Below are 17603 nucleotides of genomic sequence, written 5' to 3' on the forward strand. Positions count from 1 at the left end.
GGTTGAAGGTTGAAGGTTAGGAGGTTATGAGGTTGAAAGTAATGCCTTATTTCAATTAGGTATAAGAATGCTGGGATTGGTGAGATTGTTTAATGCGTTCGCGTAGCGTGGCCGAAAGGCCATCGCTTCCCACACTCCCATCTCCCCATCTCCCCATCTCCCCATCTCCCCATCTCCCCATCTCCCCATCTCCCGACTCCCTACTCCCGATTCCCGACTCCCACCCCTCTAGCTAACGTAAACCCTTCAGCACTTCCTAAAGATACTTGGTTAGGTAATTGCAAAGCCGCCAACGTCGAGTTGTCCAACAGCAGGTAAGATTGAGTTGACCACAACTGTTTTAAAGTCTTTTCATCTTGGGGAATTACTTTGCGATCGCTATAAAAATCCAAACTAGGACGCTGATAGGGAAAAGACGTATAGATAATATCCCCTGGAGCCGTATTTTCCTGAATCAAAGCCGCCACTGGCTTAACTGGAAATGCTTCATTTAACTCCCAGAGCCAAGAGTGAGAACTCATTAATAATACCAAAGCCATGTACATCCCTATCAATAAAATTGGGATAAAATTGCGGTTATGCTGTTTAATTTTCAAAGCCGCTAGGGTCATGGTTAGGCTTACCACCATACCCATAATGATTAAAACCGGTTGGGGATCTGCCAATATAAAATAAATACATCCCCCTAAACCAGCTACTCCGATAAATCCTAAAATAATTGTTAAAATCTTAGGATAACGACTCCAATGTTGCCAAAATAGGGTGAGTTGAGCCGCAACAGCTATAGCAAAAAAGGGATACACAGGCATAATGTACCAGGGCAGCTTGGTTCCCATCATAGAAATAATCGTCAAATAGCCGATAGTCCCAATTAAAATCAAACTCCCCCAAGTGGTGAGGGGTTTTCGCCAAGCTAGATAGAATCCTCCTAGCCAAAACAATAGCCAAGGGAAAGTATACTTAATTAACTCCAAAATATAATACCATGGTGAGCCTTGATTCCCTTCCACCTTTTGAGAGATGCGAGCGAATCCTTGCGAGATAAAATGAACATGCCAAAAGGTTGCTCCATAATGCTGCCATTGGGCAATATACCAAACCAAAACCGGTGCGTAACCTAGGACTATGCCCAACCAAAAATAGCGACTTTTCAACAACCATAACGTTTTATTTGCCAGAATAAAGACCAAGACAATTGCCCCTAGAGGCACAACTAATAGACCTTTTGTGAAAGTAATTAGTCCTAAACAAACTCCGATCCCAATTGCCCAATAAGACTGAGCCTGACAAGCTTTAAGTAAGCACAATAGCAACAGCAAAAACCAAGTATTGATCATGCCATCCAGCATCGCCAAACGTCCGTGGCGCACAACTGGCAACAGGGTCAAGTAGACGCTAGCGGCAAATATTGCACTGACACGTTCAACGAATAGTTCTCGTGCTACTAAATAGAGCAGTGGTACTCCACAAGCTGACAAAAAAGCACCAGGCAGACGAGTAGTGAATTCTTGGACACCCCCTAGTTTATAGCTTAAGGCAATCAACCAATCCATCAAAGGGGGTTTAAGTAGATAAGGTTGTCCCCACAGAGTAGGATGGAGCCAGTTGCCCGTACGATAGATTTCTCTAGCGATCAGGGCCCTGGTGCCTTCATCCCAGTCTCGTAGGGGTACGTTTCCCAGAAAAATACCCCAAAGGAAAAGGGCAGCCAGGAAAAGGCTTAGGATCCACTTGATATCCGTGAAAAAGGGATTTTTTAAGGTAAGTGCTAATTTATTCATCTATAGCAAAGGGAACAGGGAACAGGGAACAGGGAACAGGGAGTAGGGAGTAGGGAGTAGGGGTAACTAAAGTTGAATGTACCTCATAAGTATGAAAAACGCTATATTAATGTTTGTACTAGTTTCGCACTAGGACGGTTATATAGCATTTCCATTTGATTTGTGAACATAATCTCTTTGGAAAAGGCAAGAGGCAAGAGGCAAGATTAAATTAATTATATAGTTATTTTTGGTATTCACAAAAACTGTAATTATTTTTTTAATTATTTTATAACTGTTATCTATAGCATTTATAAAATAATCATTAAACTTAATGCTAATTTAGCATAATACTAAAAAATCCTTGGAGCTCTTGACTACTGTTCCCTGTTCCCTGTTCCCTGTTCCCTGTATTGATATAGATTTACAATAAAAAGATGCACCCTCTATCTCCTTCCAATCAACTCCCTCTCTATGGCAAAAGAATCATTGTAACAGCACCGAGAAACTATGGGTCTCGGTTATCTCAACAAATCATTAATCAGGGTGGACTTCCCATAGTGATGCCAACTATTGAAACCTGTCTGTTGGAAAATTCCCCTGAATTAGATGCTGCTCTCAGGCAAATTCATAAATTTGATTGGATTGCTTTCACTAGTCGCAACGGAATAGACGCTTTTTTTGAGCGCATGGCATCCTTGGGTATTTCTACATCTGTGCTGAAAAATTGTCAACTATCTGCGATTGGAAAAGATGCCGAAAGATTGTATGATTTTGGAGTAACAGCTGATTTAGTTCCCGCTGAAGCTAGCCCAACAGGAATTGTTACTGAATTGTCTAACTATCCAACTATTGATCAGAAAACTATATTAGTTCCTATTCCAGAGGTGGTCGGGATACCAGAGCCTAATGTCATCCCAAATTTTATTTCGGGTTTACAGGAATTAGGCATGAAAGTCACTCCGGTATTGACCTATCAAACCCGAATTTTGGATCAAACTATCTATGATGTAGAATTAAATCTGATTAGTCAAGGCAAGATAGATGTAATCGCTTTTAGTAGCACCGCAGAAGTAACCGCTTTTTTGACAATGGTTAACTCCCCCCAGGATTATAACCATTGTGTCGTTGCTTGCTTTGGTCCCTATACCGCTGCTAATACTGAAAAATTGGGATTAACTGTTTCTATTGTATCCGAAAGTTACAGCTCATTTCATGGATTTGCGAATGCGATCGCAAAATTTTTTGATAGGTAACTTTCAGCTATAATTAACTATATGAGGTACATTCAATTTTCTTATCCCTACTCCCTACTCCCTACTCCCTACTCCCTACTCCCTATTCCCTATTCCCTACTCCCTACTCCCTACTCCCTATTCAATTTGCTATATAATTAGCTAAGGTAAAATTAAGTGGGTGAATGGAAACCAATCAGCCCTCAGTCAATCCCAATACCCCTAATCTAGATGGGCTTCACATCAAGCGCCCCTGCTTAGTCGTTGCTGATCTCGAACGAGCATTCACCATTTACCGAGATATTCTAGGATTTAGGCTCGACTATCTGGCTGAAGCATCCCCAGACTCTTACCTCTACCAAGTGTTTCAGTTTCCCAAAAGTGCTCAGCTCAAATTTGCATCACTCAGTACAGAAGACGAACCTAGAGCCCTGGCTCTGACCGAAGTCAAGGGAATTGAATTACCCACCCCTACCACTCCCTATCGTCTAGCACTGGTGGTCAGAGTAAAAGACCTGACCCTAACCATTCAGAAAATCCGTGAACTGGGACTTGACACCATTGAGCCCAATTACTTTACTAGACCACCAAACCTCCATTTCACTGAACAAGCATTCTGCGATTACGACGGTCATCGGATTATGCTGTATGATGTGACATCCGGTTGATTAGTTTAGCAAAGGGAATAGGGAGTCGGGAGTCGGGAGTAGCTTGGAGCAAGCAACAGTTAGCATAGATGAGGAAGATTTAAGTGCCGACTCTGCAAGTCCAAGAAGCGTATTCTTTTTATAGAAGATTTATCCTGGAATATAGTCAAGATAAAGCTGAAATATATCAAAGATACGGCTTCACTGTACAAGGAAGCGTAGGTTCAAAAGATTGGGAGGTATTTGCAGCAATCTTGGTCAATGACAGAGCAAGACGAAGAGACGGGGCAGATTTGATCAACTATGAAGTTAAATCTGCTGTTATTGGAAGCAGCTTTGAGTACCAATATCACAGGAATCACGGACTGGATAAATTAGCTGATGATAAATCTGTTGATCATATTTTTATTGCCAGAAGTCAAGCATATACCAATATTGAAGTTTGGTTAGTCGAGCGTGCCAAAATGCTTTCCAAATTTGATAAATGGTTACCCGAACTCCTTCAAAATTATCAAGCCGAAGCGAGACAGCGGTTTCGACGCTCAGTAACTTATGGGTTTGTCAAGAATCAAGGTGTTAAGCTTTTGGAGATCAGCGATGGAGTGCTAAGGTATTTTCTGGAATCAACTTAACCAAAGGATTCAAGATATGGGAAGCAATCCAGGTAATCACAGGTACACAGACAGCATCACCAAATCCACTCAAAGCTTGATTGATATGTGATGGAATGGGGTAATCATCAGGAACACCTTGTAGCCTTGCATATTCACGAGGTGTCATCAGACGCATTCTGATAGTTCCCTTTCCAACTCTGACCAACATTTGCCGACTACTGCCACCTCTAGCAGTTCTTAGGCAGCCTGCAATGCTATCTTTTCTGAGTTCTGCTCTTTGCTTGCCCTCACGAACACGCCTGTACATGGTGCAGTAAGAGTAATAGGATAAATCCTGAAATTCTTTTAGATAGTCTAGATTTACAGGGGACATCATAGTTAAGTGGCGTTGCACTTTATCTTCAAGCCACCAACGCTCGTCATGATCCGATATATTCTCTACAACACCACTTAAGCCAGTTTTCACCTTTTCAGGCAGTGGTGGAACCTCTATGAAATTCCAGCGCAGATCATGATTAGCTGCGATCGCTTTTTCAAGTGCTTGAGTTTTAAGTGACGAAGAACGCCTTGCAAAAATCAACATGTTCTGATTCACATCGGATGTATGCACCCCAATCACAAAAATTCGTGGTCTACTTTGAGGCACGAAATGGGCTGCATTGATGGCATAAACATCACAGGCATAACCCAACCGATTCAACTCCTCAATGGTAATTCGGAAGTCTTGCCCACCATTTGAAGTAAGCCAACCCGTCACATTTTCAAGCATCACAAGGGGAGGCTTATTCCCTTGACTGTCAAGAATTTGAGTAAAACCCCAAAAAGCGCTAGAGTATTGACCATGAATACCCTTTAAATTGCCTGCTAATGATAAATCAATACAGGGAAATGAAGCCGTCGCCAGCAAAGTATTGGGAATATCGGAATGGCAAACCGAAAAAATATCTTGAACTCTATAGTGCTTGCTTGCATCCTTAAAGTAAGCAGAGTACATTTCAAATTTGTCATAGGCCCAATCATTAGCGAAGACAACTTTCCAGCCTACTTGCTCTAGCCCCAATCTGACCAAACCAATTCCTGCAAAATACTCTGCACAGGTCAGATGTTTATCAGAGGTATCGGTATCACCCACACTGGGTAGAGTCTTGTTTTTCCTCACCGAAAAGGCCATAGTTATTACGTTACCAATCTATTTTGAAGCTTCGTAGCTATTGCTGTTCATAGCTATGAAAGTCTAGCGTTATTCGTTCTGCTGGAGCAACTACAGCGTTTTTCAAAACTATGCGGTACACAGGATTTTTTACCTGTTCTCTCTTCTCTATTCCCTGTTCCCTAAAACCTAAAAATTTGTACCTCACCTAATTTAAAACTGCTATAATTCCTATTACGAATCCTGAGGCTTATGATTAGGAGTCAACTGTAAATACAGACCAGGGACAATCAGAAATGCAATTAGCGTAGACGACATCAAGCCAAAGATAATTGCCATACACAACGGAAACCAATTAGCTTCACTAAACGCCAGGGGCAATAAACCAATTATCGTCGTAGCACTAGTTGTCAGGATTGGTCGTAAGCGATCGCATGACCTGTCACAAGCCCTCCCTGATGTTAAGATAAGCAACTATACCATCAAACGGTGCTCTTAACACCGTGTCTTTGAGGATAACATTCCTCTTGTTAAGCTGGGCTTTAGCTGAGCTAACCGCAGATTCAGCGGTATCTATCTGAGCCTGAGCCGCAATCAACTCACCTCGCGCTGCCTCTAAACTGGCTTGGGCTGCACGAATCTGACTCTGGGCTGATACAATCCCAGCCTCCGCTGCTTAAACCGCTGCTTGCGCATCCTGGAATTGGGTGACCGCCCGGTCGCGATCGCTTGCAGAAACAACCCCCTGTTGCCACAGTCTTTGGTACCGTTTCATCTCAGTTTCCGCCAAATTCCGAGCTGCGATCGCCTTTTTCATATCTGCCTTAGCCTGAGCCAGACTTGCCAGAGCTCTGGCTTGATTCGCTTGCTCAGCCCGCACCGATGCCTGAGACTGTTGCAAACTAGCCATGGCTGTGATTACCCCTTTGGTAGCTTCCACCTCCGCTGCTGCCGCCACCGTTACATCAGACGCTAACTTACGCTGGTCTACTCTTGCCAGCAATTCACCCTGTCGTACAAAATCTCCCTCCCGCAATGGTCTACCATTAATCTTTTTGATGTACTCAACGAAATAGGGATCCGTGTAGGAATTGTGATAATTTTTGATGCTATATTCCCTACGCTCCGGGTTCAAGCTTAGCTTTAAAAAAGCGGGGAGTCGCACCGCTGCCTACTCCCTGTTCCCTTTGCTATAGTTACTTGGTTTTAAAAGAACGTGAGAAAAATCCTTGGGCTGAGCTTGATTGCCATAGGTTTAGCGGTTGCGTGGTTATCTATCCAGGATCACCAGCCACCCGATGCCCTTTCTTCAGATGTTTCGCCACCCCAGAAACAGATCAAATACCAATCCCATCCTCTAGACTTTAGTGTGGTTCATACCTTATTAATTCCAGCTGATAGTGGATTTTCCGTTACTCCCGCCATATCGGAACAGTTAATCACCTTAGAAGATTTAGCCCAAAAGCACCAAGCTGTAGCTGCCATCAACGGCGGTTTTTTTGACCCAAAAAATCAGAAGACCACCTCGATTGTAATCAAGCAAGGGCAACTAGTAGCAGATCCCCGTGACAACCAGGGGCTGATCCAAAATCCCAGCTTACAGCCCTACATGGATAAAATTCTCAATCGATCAGAATTTCGGCGATACCGTTGTGGGTCAACAGTCCGCTACGATATTACTCTACACAGTGAACCGACCCCCCCCGGTTGTCAATTATTAGATGCCCTAGGCAGTGGTCCGTTGCTGGTTCCACAAATTACATCAGTCACCGAAGGTTTTGTAGCTGTAGAAAATGGGAAAGTCATACGAGATGCCCTAGGGAGCAGCCGACTCAATGCTAGAAGTGCAGTCGGTATTACTCCTGATGGCAGCATTTTGTTAGTAATGGTGGCTCAAAAAGCAGAAGCTCCCAGAAATTCCGGTATGTCCTTCAGAGCGTTGGCTACCTTCCTGAAAATTGCCGGGGTTGAAAAAGCCATGAATCTAGATGGAGGAAGCTCCTCCGCTCTTTATTATAACGGCAAAACCGTTTATGGGAGAGTGGACAAAAACGGAAATCGAATCAAAAGAAAAATTAAATCGATTCTAATGGTTAACCAAGACCCGTGACTAGTCGGGAGTAGGGAGTAGGGAGTAGGGAGTAGGGAGTAGGGAGTAGGGAGTAGGGAGTAGGAACCCTCTGACAATCTAATCAGTCCTTAATTATTATATAGCAGTTCTCCTCTTGATGAGGTACACAAGATTTTTTCCCGATTCCCGATTCCCGATTCCCGATTCCCGATTCCCGATTCCGAGATCCGCTGTTCCCTAAAATCAAAAACTTGTGTACCTCACCTATTTTAGAAATGCTATAAGAAGATAAGAGATGGCATTAGTGAAAAAGTAAATGGCTAAGAAAGTAGCACTGCTGATCGGGGTTGATCAGTATGCAGAAGGTTTAACTACCCATCAAGCTGCCTCCAATGATGTAGAAGCAATGCAGCGAGTTTTGCAAGAGAAAACCCTAGGGGATTTTAATCGGGTAGAGTTGCTGATCAATCCCAATCTGGAAACCCTAAAACAGGCAATTCAGAAGCTAGTTGACCAATGTGGTGTCAATGACTTAGCCCTAGTTTTTTTCTCTGGCAAAGGAATTATTAATCAGGATGGTAAACTGTATTTAACAACTAGCATCACGACTAAAGACAACCTTGAAGGTACTACATTGCCTGCTTCTTTTTTACACCAGCAATTGAGTCGTAGTGATGCTCAGCAACAAATAGTAATTCTTGAGTGTGATTACTATAGTGCTTCAGTTGACGGTTGGCTGACAGAACCTGTGAGTGTCAATCTCAAGGAAGAACTCAGTGCTCCAGGGCGAGCAGTTCTCACCTCCTCCACAACTACACAAACCTCTTTTGAACAGAAACCAGCTCATTCTTCCCTTTACACCCAGTACTTAGTGGAAGGAATTGAAACTGGTGCAGCAGACCGAGATAGGGCTGGCTTAATCTATGTTCGTGAATTACATAACTATGCCACCGAAAAAGTCCAGACTATTAAGCCCGAGATCGAGCCAGCCCTGTTTCTCGATAATAAAGGGTTGGATATTTTACTGACTATTTTAATGAATCAAGACCCCAACGATGATCCCGATAGTGAGTATCGCAAAATCGAAGCCAAGTATCGCAAAATTGTGGAAAACTATGAACGGTATGGTAAAATTCCTGAAATTGTTCAATATACCTTAACTAAAAAACACAAGGAGTTGGGGATAACTGTTGACCTACACCAACCTGACCAACTCATTTCTGATCAAGGCATAGACTACTCTAACTTGCGAGATTTACTAAGAGCCGGTAAATGGAAAGAAGCCGATCAGGAAACTTTTGCTCTGATGGTCAAAGCAGTTGATCGAGAAGAAGACAACAATATCGACCCTGAGTCAATCAAGAATTTTCCCTGTACCGATCTACACACCATTGAGGGGCTTTGGCTAAAGTATAGCAGTGGGCAATTCGGCTTCAGTTTGCAAAAAGAAATTTGGGAGAAGCTTGGGGGAAAACTTGATAGTGACGATAATAACGTTGATAAACTGGAATTCAACCGAAGCGTTTATGTTTTAAGTTCTTATTACAACCCAAACAGTATTTCCCGCAGTAATTATTTCCCTAACCTATTAGCGTATCAAACTAAGCTTTATCAACAATTTGGTCATCGTGTGGGATGGCGACAGCGCAAAGGATTGCACCTCAGAAGACGATGGAAAAATTATGAAGACCTGACATTTTCCGTAATCTGGGCTCCAGTGGGTCACCTGCCAACTCTAGTTGGTCGTGATGGCATGAATTTGGGAGTATTATCGATTTGGAGGATGAGGGTTAATTTATTCTCTCACCTTGAGGAGTGTTGGTTATAGGATTTAAGCTTGTCCAACGGGTGCATCTCATATTTGTAACAAAGAACGGAGGTGTGGGGAGATGGGGAGATGGGGAGATGGGGAGATGGGGAGATCGGGAGATCGGGAGATGGGGAGATCGGGAGATCGGGAGATGGGGGAAATTTTGATTAAGGGTAATTATCCTGACATGATCTAAGCCCTTGGTTGAAGTTGTTACAAATGGCCTAAGCCTGCGAGGTTAGAGCAACTCCAAGAACAGAGAATCCCCGCATCTTTAGATGGAGAAATGCCAAGCTAGAGAAATAGTTCTAAGCACAAATAAGAATCATGCATCGAAACCGTTTCAAAGTTGGAACCTTTAACCTATGCAACTTAGTACTACCAGATGTCCTATACTATAGGAAAAAGATATATACCCAAACAGAGTACGCTCTTAAGACCACCTGGATTGGTGAACAACTGAGGAAGATGAAAGCTGACATTGTTGGCTTTCAAGAAGTATTTCATCAAGAAGCTCTCCAACAAGCACTGGCTCAGAGCCAAGTTTATGACAATGCCACCACTGTGTTCGCAAAGCCTACCGGTAAAAGTCCAGTTGTTGCCCTGACCTCCAGGTTTCCAGTGCTTGAATACAACGTCATCAAAGATTTTCCCACTACGGCATGCCTGGATATCCAGGGAACAGACATCCCACTCAAGCGTTTTTCTCGACCAGTGTTAGAAGCACATCTCAAGCTGAGTGACACAATTGATTGTACAGTTTTTGTAATTCACCTCAAGTCCAAGCGTCCGATCATCCCAGATGGAGTAGACCGCAACGACCCGATTGAACAAGCCAAAGGACAAGCGAGATCTCTAATCCTCCGAGCAGCTGAAGCAACAGCTTTGCGGGTAATTTTGATGGATAAGCTACAGCACAGGGATCATCCGGTAATAGTGATGGGTGATGTCAATGATAGTGGTGTGGCTATAACTTCTCAAATTGTTTCTGGAGAGCCCCCTTTGAGAAAACTCTGGTTTCAGAAAAAGCAGATGATCTGGGATGTGTTGTTGTATTACGTCAAAGACATTCAAGCTCGACAAAACTATGGTGACTTCTACTACACCCACATCCATAATGGCCACCACGAGAGCCTAGATCACATCCTGGTCAGTCAGGAATTCGTGGTTCAAAATCCCAAACGCATTGGCAGAGTTGGGTATGTCTCCCTTTTCAATGATCATCTAATCGACGAAACCTTGAGTGACGAGAAAATTGAGAGTTGGCAATCTGATCACGGACAGGTCGTTGTCTCCATTGAACTTGATTAATAAGGTGATCTATGAACACTGAAGAGATAGCTAACATTTTCAACTTACCTCCTGAACTTCCTACCGAAGAACTGTTTGAACCGTTGATATCTACCGATAACCTATTAATCGAGCGCATCATCTCCACTGGACAAACCACACCAACCGGAGAGTGGTATGACCAAGACCAAGATGAATGGGTAATCCTGTTACAAGGGCAAGCAACCCTTAGCTACGTTGACGGTTCCAGTGTCAAGCTCAAACCAGGGGATTATCTATTTATTAAAGCTCATCAAAAGCATCGAGTGGAATATACCAGTGCTGAGCCACCCTGCATTTGGCTAGCCGTTCATGGCAATTTGCAACAGCAGCAGATCACAAAAGCTATAGAGTAATCGCCCTTCAAGTATGCCCCTAAAATATTAAGTTATGTAAAACATTTCATAACTTGATTAGCTACTCCTGATTACTTAGTATAGGTTACTGCTGTGATGGGGAAATGCGATCGCTATTTATTGTCGTCTCATTTTCCCTTAACTCTAGTAAATTTATATTTCCGAAATCCGTCTAAATCAGGAAACTCTGTCCTTAGATGGGAATAGTTTATATAAGCCCAACCAAGACCAGACTACCTTCAATGACAGTTCATATAACAGTTCATAGAAGTGTAGGGCCAGACTGAACTAGGAGATGATGAGAAGACGCCGATGTCACTATAAAATGGATTAAATGCTCTCAAACAAAAACGTTATGCAGAGGCGGTGCAATGGCTAGAAGACTATTGCCACTATTGCCAACATTCTCGCGATCACCATTCTCAAGAGTATAGTCAAGCCCAAGCAGCTCTGGTGAAAGCCTATAGCGGCAATGGTGAGAACAAAAAAGCGATCGCCCTCTGTCGGAAGTTAGAAAATCACCCAAATTCCCAGGTCAGCAATTGGGCAAAAAAATGTCTGACCACCCTCACCTCAAAGTCAACAAAAACAACCCTAACAAAAACAATAGCTAAAGCCATGTCAAAATCCCGTCACAAAGCCGGAAGAGTGGCGCAAACTGGAATCAGGTTAGCCATGAAAGGCATTGCCGGTAATCTTGCCCTTGCCTCTGGTGTTACCATCTCTTTACTATTTGGGATGGTATTAGTCTTATCTCTGAGTTTGCTGCTAATCCTAAATAGTAACAATCCTGTTACTGGGTTAATCATCTCAGTTGCCATCACCCTAATTTTTAATGTTGCTGCCTTTTTCATCTCTCCCTGGATCATGGACTTAACCCAACGGTGGCTTTACCAAACCCGTTGGGTAACCCTAGCAGATATCCAGCGCTATAGTCCTGAAAGCGCAGAGGTGATTGAGCGGGTCTGTCAAGAAAAAAATATCAAACAACCTCGATTGGGTATCATTGACGACCAAAATCCCACCGCGTTTACCTATGGTTCTTTACCAAACAGCGCTCGTTTAGTCGTTAGTCAGGGTTTATTTACTTACCTTGATGATGATGAAATCGCCACAGTTTATGCCCATGAATTAGGGCATATTGTCCACTGGGACTTTGCCGTAATGACCTTAGCGGCGACTTTGGTACAAATCACCTACCTGATCTATTCTTTCGCTAGACGGATCAGTCGCGGCGGTGGTAACAGTAAAGGCAAAGATGCTGCTCAAACAGCAGCAATGGTAGCTTATGTGTTTTACATCATCGGCACTTACCTGGTGCTGTACCTATCCCGAACCCGAGAGTACTATGCTGATCACTTTGCTGCTGAAACTACCGGTAACCCAAATGCTCTATCACGAGCTTTGGTGAAGATTGCCTACGGTATCGTGGAAGAAGGGGAACGAGCAAAAGAACCCAGTAAATTGATTGAAGGAACCCGCGCCCTCGGTATTTGCGACCACAAAGCTGCTGCTTCCACTGGTACCGCCTATCGTATCGCCTCAGACTCCCAGAAAGTTGGACGAGTTTTTCTATGGGATATCTTTAACCCCTGGGGTTGGTGGATGGAGTTGAATTCTACTCATCCCCTAACCGGTAAACGAGTCCGCGCTTTAACAAAACTCGCGAAATTCCCCAACCTCGTGCGTTGTAGGTTGGGGATGGATAGCGAGCCAGGGATTTGACTTTATACCTTGACTCCTTAATAGAAAATATATATAATAGTAATTAAGGTCGATAAAGAGGTTGAGTGTAATGAAACATAGAGCCGTCAAAGTCAGAATCTATCCCACCCAAGAACAGGTTCAAATCCTTGCCCAACATTTTGGGTGTGCTCGTTGGTGGTGGAATTATGCGCTAAATCAGTGTATAGAAACCTATAAAGAAACTGGCAAAGGGCTAAAACAATCTGCACTCAACTCTATGCTACCAAAACTCAAAAAACAAAAAGAGACTGAATGGCTAAAAGAATGTTATTCTCAGGTTTTACAATCTGTGAGCCTCAATCTTAGTCGTGCCTATCAAAATTTCTTTGAGGCTAGGGCTGAATATCCTAGGTTCAAATCATATCATCAGCGCCAATCGATTCAGTATCCCCAGAACGTAAAACAAGTTGATGACTGCCTTAAATTTCCTGGTAAATTAGGATTTGTCAAGGCAATAATTCACCGACCACTAGATGGAGAAATCAAAACTGTAACCGTCAGTAAAACCCCCTCTGGGAAGTACTATGCTTCTGTGTTGATGGAATATGATTCGGATTATTTACAGCCTTCCACAAAGGGAAAGTTTATCGGAATTGATTTGGGCATTAAGGATTTTGCTATTACCTACGATGGCGAAAAGATTTCCAAGTTTAGGAATCCAAGGCACTTAGCTAAGTACGAAAATAAACTGGCCAAAAAGCAACGTATTGCTGCCCGAAAGAAAAAAGGCAGTAATGGGCGCAAAAAAGCCAAAAAGATTGTAGCTAAGGTATACGAACAGATTGGAAATGTCCGCCAAGACTACCTCCATAAGCTATCTAGGAAGATAGTTGACAACAACCAAGTAGTGGTAGTCGAAAACCTAAATGTCAAGGGCATGCTGTGCGCTACGCGCACGCTTCGCGAACGTAACCATAAATTAGCTAAAGCAATATCTGATCTAGGTTGGGGAACTTTTGTGAATTTTCTTTCTTATAAGTGCGAGAAAGAGGGGAAAGTGTTGGTCGAAATAAGTCGATGGTTCCCTAGTTCCAAAACCTGCTCTAATTGTCATTACCGAATCAAAAAGTTGCCACTGGATATCAGGACTTGGACTTGTCCAAATTGTGGAACTCATCACGATAGAGATGGTAATGCGGCAAAGAATATTAGGGCAGAAGGCATCAGAATGCTAGCCTCCTCTGGGACGGAGGAGGTCAACGCCAGTGGAGAAGAAGCAAGACCAAGACGTGGACGCCCGTCCAAGTTAAGGCATTCTTCCGTGAAACTGGAAGCCCCGACCTGGCCGTAGGCCACGCTTTCGGCAAAGCCGTTCGCGAAGCGTGGCCTACGGCCTCCGCTGCGCGAACGCGAACAACGTAGTAGGTCGGGGTAGTTCACCTACTTATGCTGAGCAAATGGACTTAGAGACTGAATTTGATATGGCTACTGTCGTCCGAGAAGGCAATCAGCTCAGTAAGAAAAAGCTCTATGGTAATTTTGCCGTGGATATCGTATTGTTCAATGCTCAATTCATTGGTAGTATTACTGGTTTAATGATTGCTTCTATCGTCTTGAGTTGGACTGCTCAGGTAACAGTATTGCCCAGCTTTATGCTTTTTGGCTTTGCTGTGGGAACCTTGATTAAGACCCTGGTGATGTACCCAGATTTCAAGCAATCGTCTCGATCGGATATCTTCACCTTAATGTGTGACCCGTACGCCAGTCCTTTGCGTGGTCGTCCCGTGAAACTCCAAGGTGAGTTAATTGGTCGCGGCGATGCTGGCTATAAATTTGGTTCCGATCTCAAGCTTCAAGACCGCAGTGGGATGATTTATACCCGCTATGCTTCTCGCTTTGGTCCAATCGGTAACTTCCTCTTTGGTAGCAGTAAGGTGCAGAACTTAATTGGCTCCCAAGTCAATGTAGTTGGCTGGTTCCGCAGAGGAATTGCCCCTTGGCTAGACTTGATCCACTTGGAAAGCAATAGCGCCACTGTCAACAGTTACCATCGTTTCTGGTCATTGACTGTTGCAGTTGGAGCAATTATTTTGGGATTTGGACTTTTCTTTGTCCTCTGATATCCTGTCCAGTTGTTTCGGTAATCGGTAATCGGGGGGTTTGAGGGAATAGGGAGTAGGGAGTAGGGAGTAGGGAGTAGGGAGTAGTGATGCAGCGCGGTCTTTCCTACTTTTCCCTGTTCCCGATTCCCGATTCCCGATTCCCGATTCCCGATTCCCGATTCCCGATTCCCGATTCCCTATTCCCTTTGCTATACTTTAAAACTTAATCTAGTCTCACCTCTTTTGACAGGTGTCTAAACCAATTAAAGTACAAACAAATAGATAGGATAATAAATAAAAACAACAGGATACCAAAATTATCCCAACGTTTCATCATTAACATGATTCCCATTAAAAACAACACTATCTGCCAAGGAATTCCGATCAATGTAGATAGAATATCCCGCCGATTTTCGTTCCTGATTTTTGCCTGACTATTAGCTGGGAGGTTTTGACGGATTACTCCCCAAAATCCAAACGGTCGAGTGACTCGATAGAAATTATCCATCACCTCCCGGTCAGTTGGCTCAGTTAAAAATGTCCCTAGGATACATCCTAGTAATGAGCAAACGCTGGGAATGAGAAACAGCGCATATTCCTGAAATTGAGCGTAATTTAAATTGGGTATTACTATTGCCTTGGTTAAAATAGCCGCTACCATCCCCGCCACTGTCCCAAGGGCAAATCCATAGCCATTAAAGCGCCACCAGTACCATCTCAACACCAGAGGAATAGACAGTCCAGCACCTAGTCCCAGGGTTAGCCATCCCCAAATGTCATTGATATTGGTGATATTGAAACTAAATAGCAATCCCACCACTACAATTACAATTGATGCCCAGCGGCTTTGAATAATTAGTTGTTGGCTAGAGGCTTGGGGATTGATATAAGCTTGATAAATATCCTTAACCCAGTAAGCAGCACTAGCATTGATGATTGAGTCAAAGGTAGACATAGCTGCTGCAATAAAACAAGCTATCAGCAACCCTTTTATCCCCACTGGCACATATTCTGCGATCACCGTTGGTAAGATAAGTTCAGGGTCAGCAATTACCGCCTTAGTGGTTCCGTAATGGATACCCAATACTGCAAAGGCTGTAACCAAGGGCCAACGGAAAGAAAGCAAGATTATCCAAAATAGGGACAGTAACCCGGCTTCGCGATCGCTTTTTGCGGCAAAATAGCGTTGGATCATATAGCCACCCCCGCCGCCAAACCCTACCATAATTTCTTTGAACAGATAGAATAAAATCACGCCACCGAACAAGTTGAATATGGCATAGTCTCCCGGTAGATCAACTGTGATTGGGGGCGAGATGCTGCTCCACTCTGTGAAATTCCAAGTTTGCAATTGCTCAGCCCCAGGAATCGAGACCGAGAAGGTATCCGGGATAGTTGCCGTAGAGAATGCGATCGCACAAATATAGATAATCGCAATAAAAATCAAAATACCTTGAAATACATCCGTCCATACCACGCCGTAAAAACCGCTAACAGCCGTGTATACCAGGGCGAGCAAAATCAAAAATATCGAAGCATAGCGGTCATCAATACCCAGAAATTCCCCCAAGAATTTGCCCCCCCCAACCGAAAAGTAACTCATTGAGCCAATAGCAAAGATAATATTAGCAACAGCACTTATGATCCGAGCCGTATTGCCTTCCCGTCCTGAGCCGAAGCGCAAGTGCATCCATTCCGCCAAAGTCATCACCTTTGCCCGTCGGTTCCACTTGCCCATGAATATCATAAAAATAGCCATAATTAAGACAACGCCACCCCGGATTTCGATGAAAAATCCCTTCGTTCCCAGAGCATAAATTAAGGCGCTGATCACCATCGTCCCAGCCAAATCAGTATTGGAGGCCATTCCAGAAGCCCCCAAAACCCACCAGGGCAGATTGCGATTTCCCAAAAAGTAGGATTCTATACCCTCAGATGCTTTCCGTTGAAGAATAACCCCAAAAACAACTATACAAATCAGGTAAATAGTAACAATGATGTAATCAACTGGATGCATTAATTTTATTATGAAGGATTAAGGATTAAGTATTTCGGCTTGGGCAATCACTACTGGCTTGATCTCGGAAAAATCAATGGCGACAAGAAAGTTTTGCATGATATCAAGTCCGAAGCGCATTGGTATTGTATAACACAAGAGTCTTCTGCAGGTGTTGAGGCTATGGACTCTCAATACCAATAACAAATGACAACGGACTTTTGACCAAAAAACTAAGACTATAAACGAACGACGCCAGCAGACTTGATCTGATCTAAACAGTCAACTATTAGCAGTCGGCTAACGATATAGCTTTATCCTGGACAAGCAGTTAATATATTCCTCTTCTGTCACTCTCCGAATTAAATAAGTAATAAATATGGAAGTTTATCAAGAATAAAAAAATGGTTTAACCAGAATTATTTACGGGTAAATCTGCCCAACCTAATTCACTTTTAGTTTGTTTAAATCCATATTCCAACCAAGCTCTTATTTGATATATTTGGCCAACTTGGTCATAGGTGATTTTGGGAATTTTCGTCATGACAAACCAAGTTGAATCGGCTGGTATTCTCTCTTTATCCGTTGTGCTCTCCCAATATTGTCTTAATCCTCTCTTTCCCTAAATAACTTCTCTGTCTTGATGCAAAGGGCGAGTGGTTTGTTCGCGTTCGCCTTTGGCGTGGCCTACGGCCAAGCGCGCCTTTGGCGATAGTTACCGTAAGAGAGGGTCGCCTTTATAGTCAGCAGGTTATGCAGAAAAGGGTTAAATATTTTTGAATAAGGCGACCCTCTCGCTTCGTTTCGTCTGCCGTGGTTTCCCCCACTCGCGCTTTGCATCAAGACA

Annotated in this window: 17 protein-coding genes; 10 read left to right on the plus strand and 7 right to left on the minus strand. The window is 43.4% G+C overall.

The window, feature by feature from the left end:
- Positions 1-51 precede the first annotated feature (51 nt).
- Together F6K53_RS16650 and F6K53_RS16655 are read right to left on the minus strand one after the other, a co-directional pair.
- Positions 52-189: a hypothetical protein gene (locus F6K53_RS16650; protein ID WP_293070376.1), complete on the minus strand. Its 138-nt coding sequence runs from the start codon at positions 187-189 to the stop codon at positions 52-54.
- An 11-nt stretch (positions 190-200) separates the two neighbouring features.
- Entirely contained in the window at positions 201-1781 is a 1581-nt protein-coding gene (locus tag F6K53_RS16655) for a glycosyltransferase family 39 protein (protein ID WP_293070378.1), read from the minus strand.
- Positions 1782-2197: 416 nt separating this feature from the next.
- On the opposite strand from F6K53_RS16655, the gene F6K53_RS16660 reads away from it, so the two are divergent.
- The 3 genes from F6K53_RS16660 (at position 2198) to F6K53_RS16670 (ending at position 4274) form a co-directional block, all read left to right on the plus strand.
- Entirely contained in the window at positions 2198-3016 is an 819-nt protein-coding gene (locus F6K53_RS16660) for a uroporphyrinogen-III synthase (RefSeq protein WP_293024304.1), read from the plus strand.
- A gap of 164 nt (positions 3017-3180) precedes the next feature.
- Complete coding sequence (locus F6K53_RS16665) at positions 3181-3663, plus strand: VOC family protein (RefSeq protein WP_293039864.1); 483 nt, start codon at positions 3181-3183, stop codon at positions 3661-3663.
- An 83-nt stretch (positions 3664-3746) separates the two neighbouring features.
- Complete coding sequence (locus F6K53_RS16670; protein WP_293024307.1) at positions 3747-4274, plus strand: hypothetical protein; 528 nt, start codon at positions 3747-3749, stop codon at positions 4272-4274.
- Here the strand turns inward: F6K53_RS16670 and dcm are convergent.
- The 4 genes from dcm to F6K53_RS16690 form a co-directional block, all read right to left on the minus strand.
- Entirely contained in the window at positions 4234-5427 is a 1194-nt protein-coding gene (gene dcm / locus F6K53_RS16675; protein ID WP_293070381.1) for a DNA (cytosine-5-)-methyltransferase, read from the minus strand. The genes F6K53_RS16670 and dcm overlap by 41 nt on opposite strands.
- Before the next feature lie 37 nt (positions 5428-5464).
- On the minus strand, positions 5465-5614 hold the full coding sequence (locus F6K53_RS16680) for a hypothetical protein (RefSeq protein WP_293070383.1): 150 nt from the start codon (positions 5612-5614) through the stop codon (positions 5465-5467).
- Between the two features lie 26 nt (positions 5615-5640).
- Complete coding sequence (locus F6K53_RS16685; RefSeq protein WP_293024309.1) at positions 5641-5880, minus strand: efflux RND transporter permease subunit; 240 nt, start codon at positions 5878-5880, stop codon at positions 5641-5643.
- A gap of 202 nt (positions 5881-6082) precedes the next feature.
- Complete coding sequence (locus F6K53_RS16690) at positions 6083-6571, minus strand: hypothetical protein (RefSeq protein ID WP_293024311.1); 489 nt, start codon at positions 6569-6571, stop codon at positions 6083-6085.
- Positions 6572-6622: 51 nt separating this feature from the next.
- On the opposite strand from F6K53_RS16690, the gene F6K53_RS16695 reads away from it, so the two are divergent.
- From F6K53_RS16695 to F6K53_RS16725, 7 genes are all read left to right on the plus strand, one after another.
- Positions 6623-7516 (plus strand): phosphodiester glycosidase family protein, encoded by an 894-nt coding sequence (locus F6K53_RS16695; protein WP_293070386.1) that lies wholly within the window; start codon positions 6623-6625, stop codon positions 7514-7516.
- A gap of 277 nt (positions 7517-7793) precedes the next feature.
- Positions 7794-9305: a GUN4 domain-containing protein gene (locus tag F6K53_RS16700; protein WP_293070388.1), complete on the plus strand. Its 1512-nt coding sequence runs from the start codon at positions 7794-7796 to the stop codon at positions 9303-9305.
- Positions 9306-9614: 309 nt separating this feature from the next.
- Positions 9615-10598, plus strand: coding sequence for an endonuclease/exonuclease/phosphatase family protein (locus F6K53_RS16705; RefSeq protein WP_293030464.1), 984 nt, complete (start codon positions 9615-9617; stop codon positions 10596-10598).
- An 11-nt stretch (positions 10599-10609) separates the two neighbouring features.
- Positions 10610-10972, plus strand: a complete 363-nt coding sequence (locus F6K53_RS16710) for a cupin domain-containing protein (RefSeq protein ID WP_293030467.1) — start codon at positions 10610-10612, stop codon at positions 10970-10972.
- Between the two features lie 366 nt (positions 10973-11338).
- Positions 11339-12697 carry a zinc metalloprotease HtpX gene (locus F6K53_RS16715; protein WP_293071960.1) on the plus strand — a complete coding sequence of 453 codons (1359 nt, stop codon included), beginning with the start codon at positions 11339-11341 and terminating at the stop codon, positions 12695-12697.
- A 70-nt stretch (positions 12698-12767) separates the two neighbouring features.
- Entirely contained in the window at positions 12768-14009 is a 1242-nt protein-coding gene (locus F6K53_RS16720) for an RNA-guided endonuclease TnpB family protein (RefSeq protein ID WP_293024774.1), read from the plus strand.
- A gap of 31 nt (positions 14010-14040) precedes the next feature.
- Entirely contained in the window at positions 14041-14778 is a 738-nt protein-coding gene (locus F6K53_RS16725) for a hypothetical protein (RefSeq protein ID WP_293071959.1), read from the plus strand.
- 205 nt (positions 14779-14983) lie between these two features.
- Here F6K53_RS16725 and F6K53_RS16730 read toward each other — a convergent pair whose 3' ends face one another.
- Positions 14984-16777, minus strand: a complete 1794-nt coding sequence (locus F6K53_RS16730; protein WP_293039895.1) for a sodium:solute symporter — start codon at positions 16775-16777, stop codon at positions 14984-14986.
- Positions 16778-17603: the final 826 nt, after the last annotated feature.

The organism is Moorena sp. SIO4A1, from assembly GCF_010672065.1.
GTDB lineage: Bacteria > Cyanobacteriota > Cyanobacteriia > Cyanobacteriales > Coleofasciculaceae > Moorena.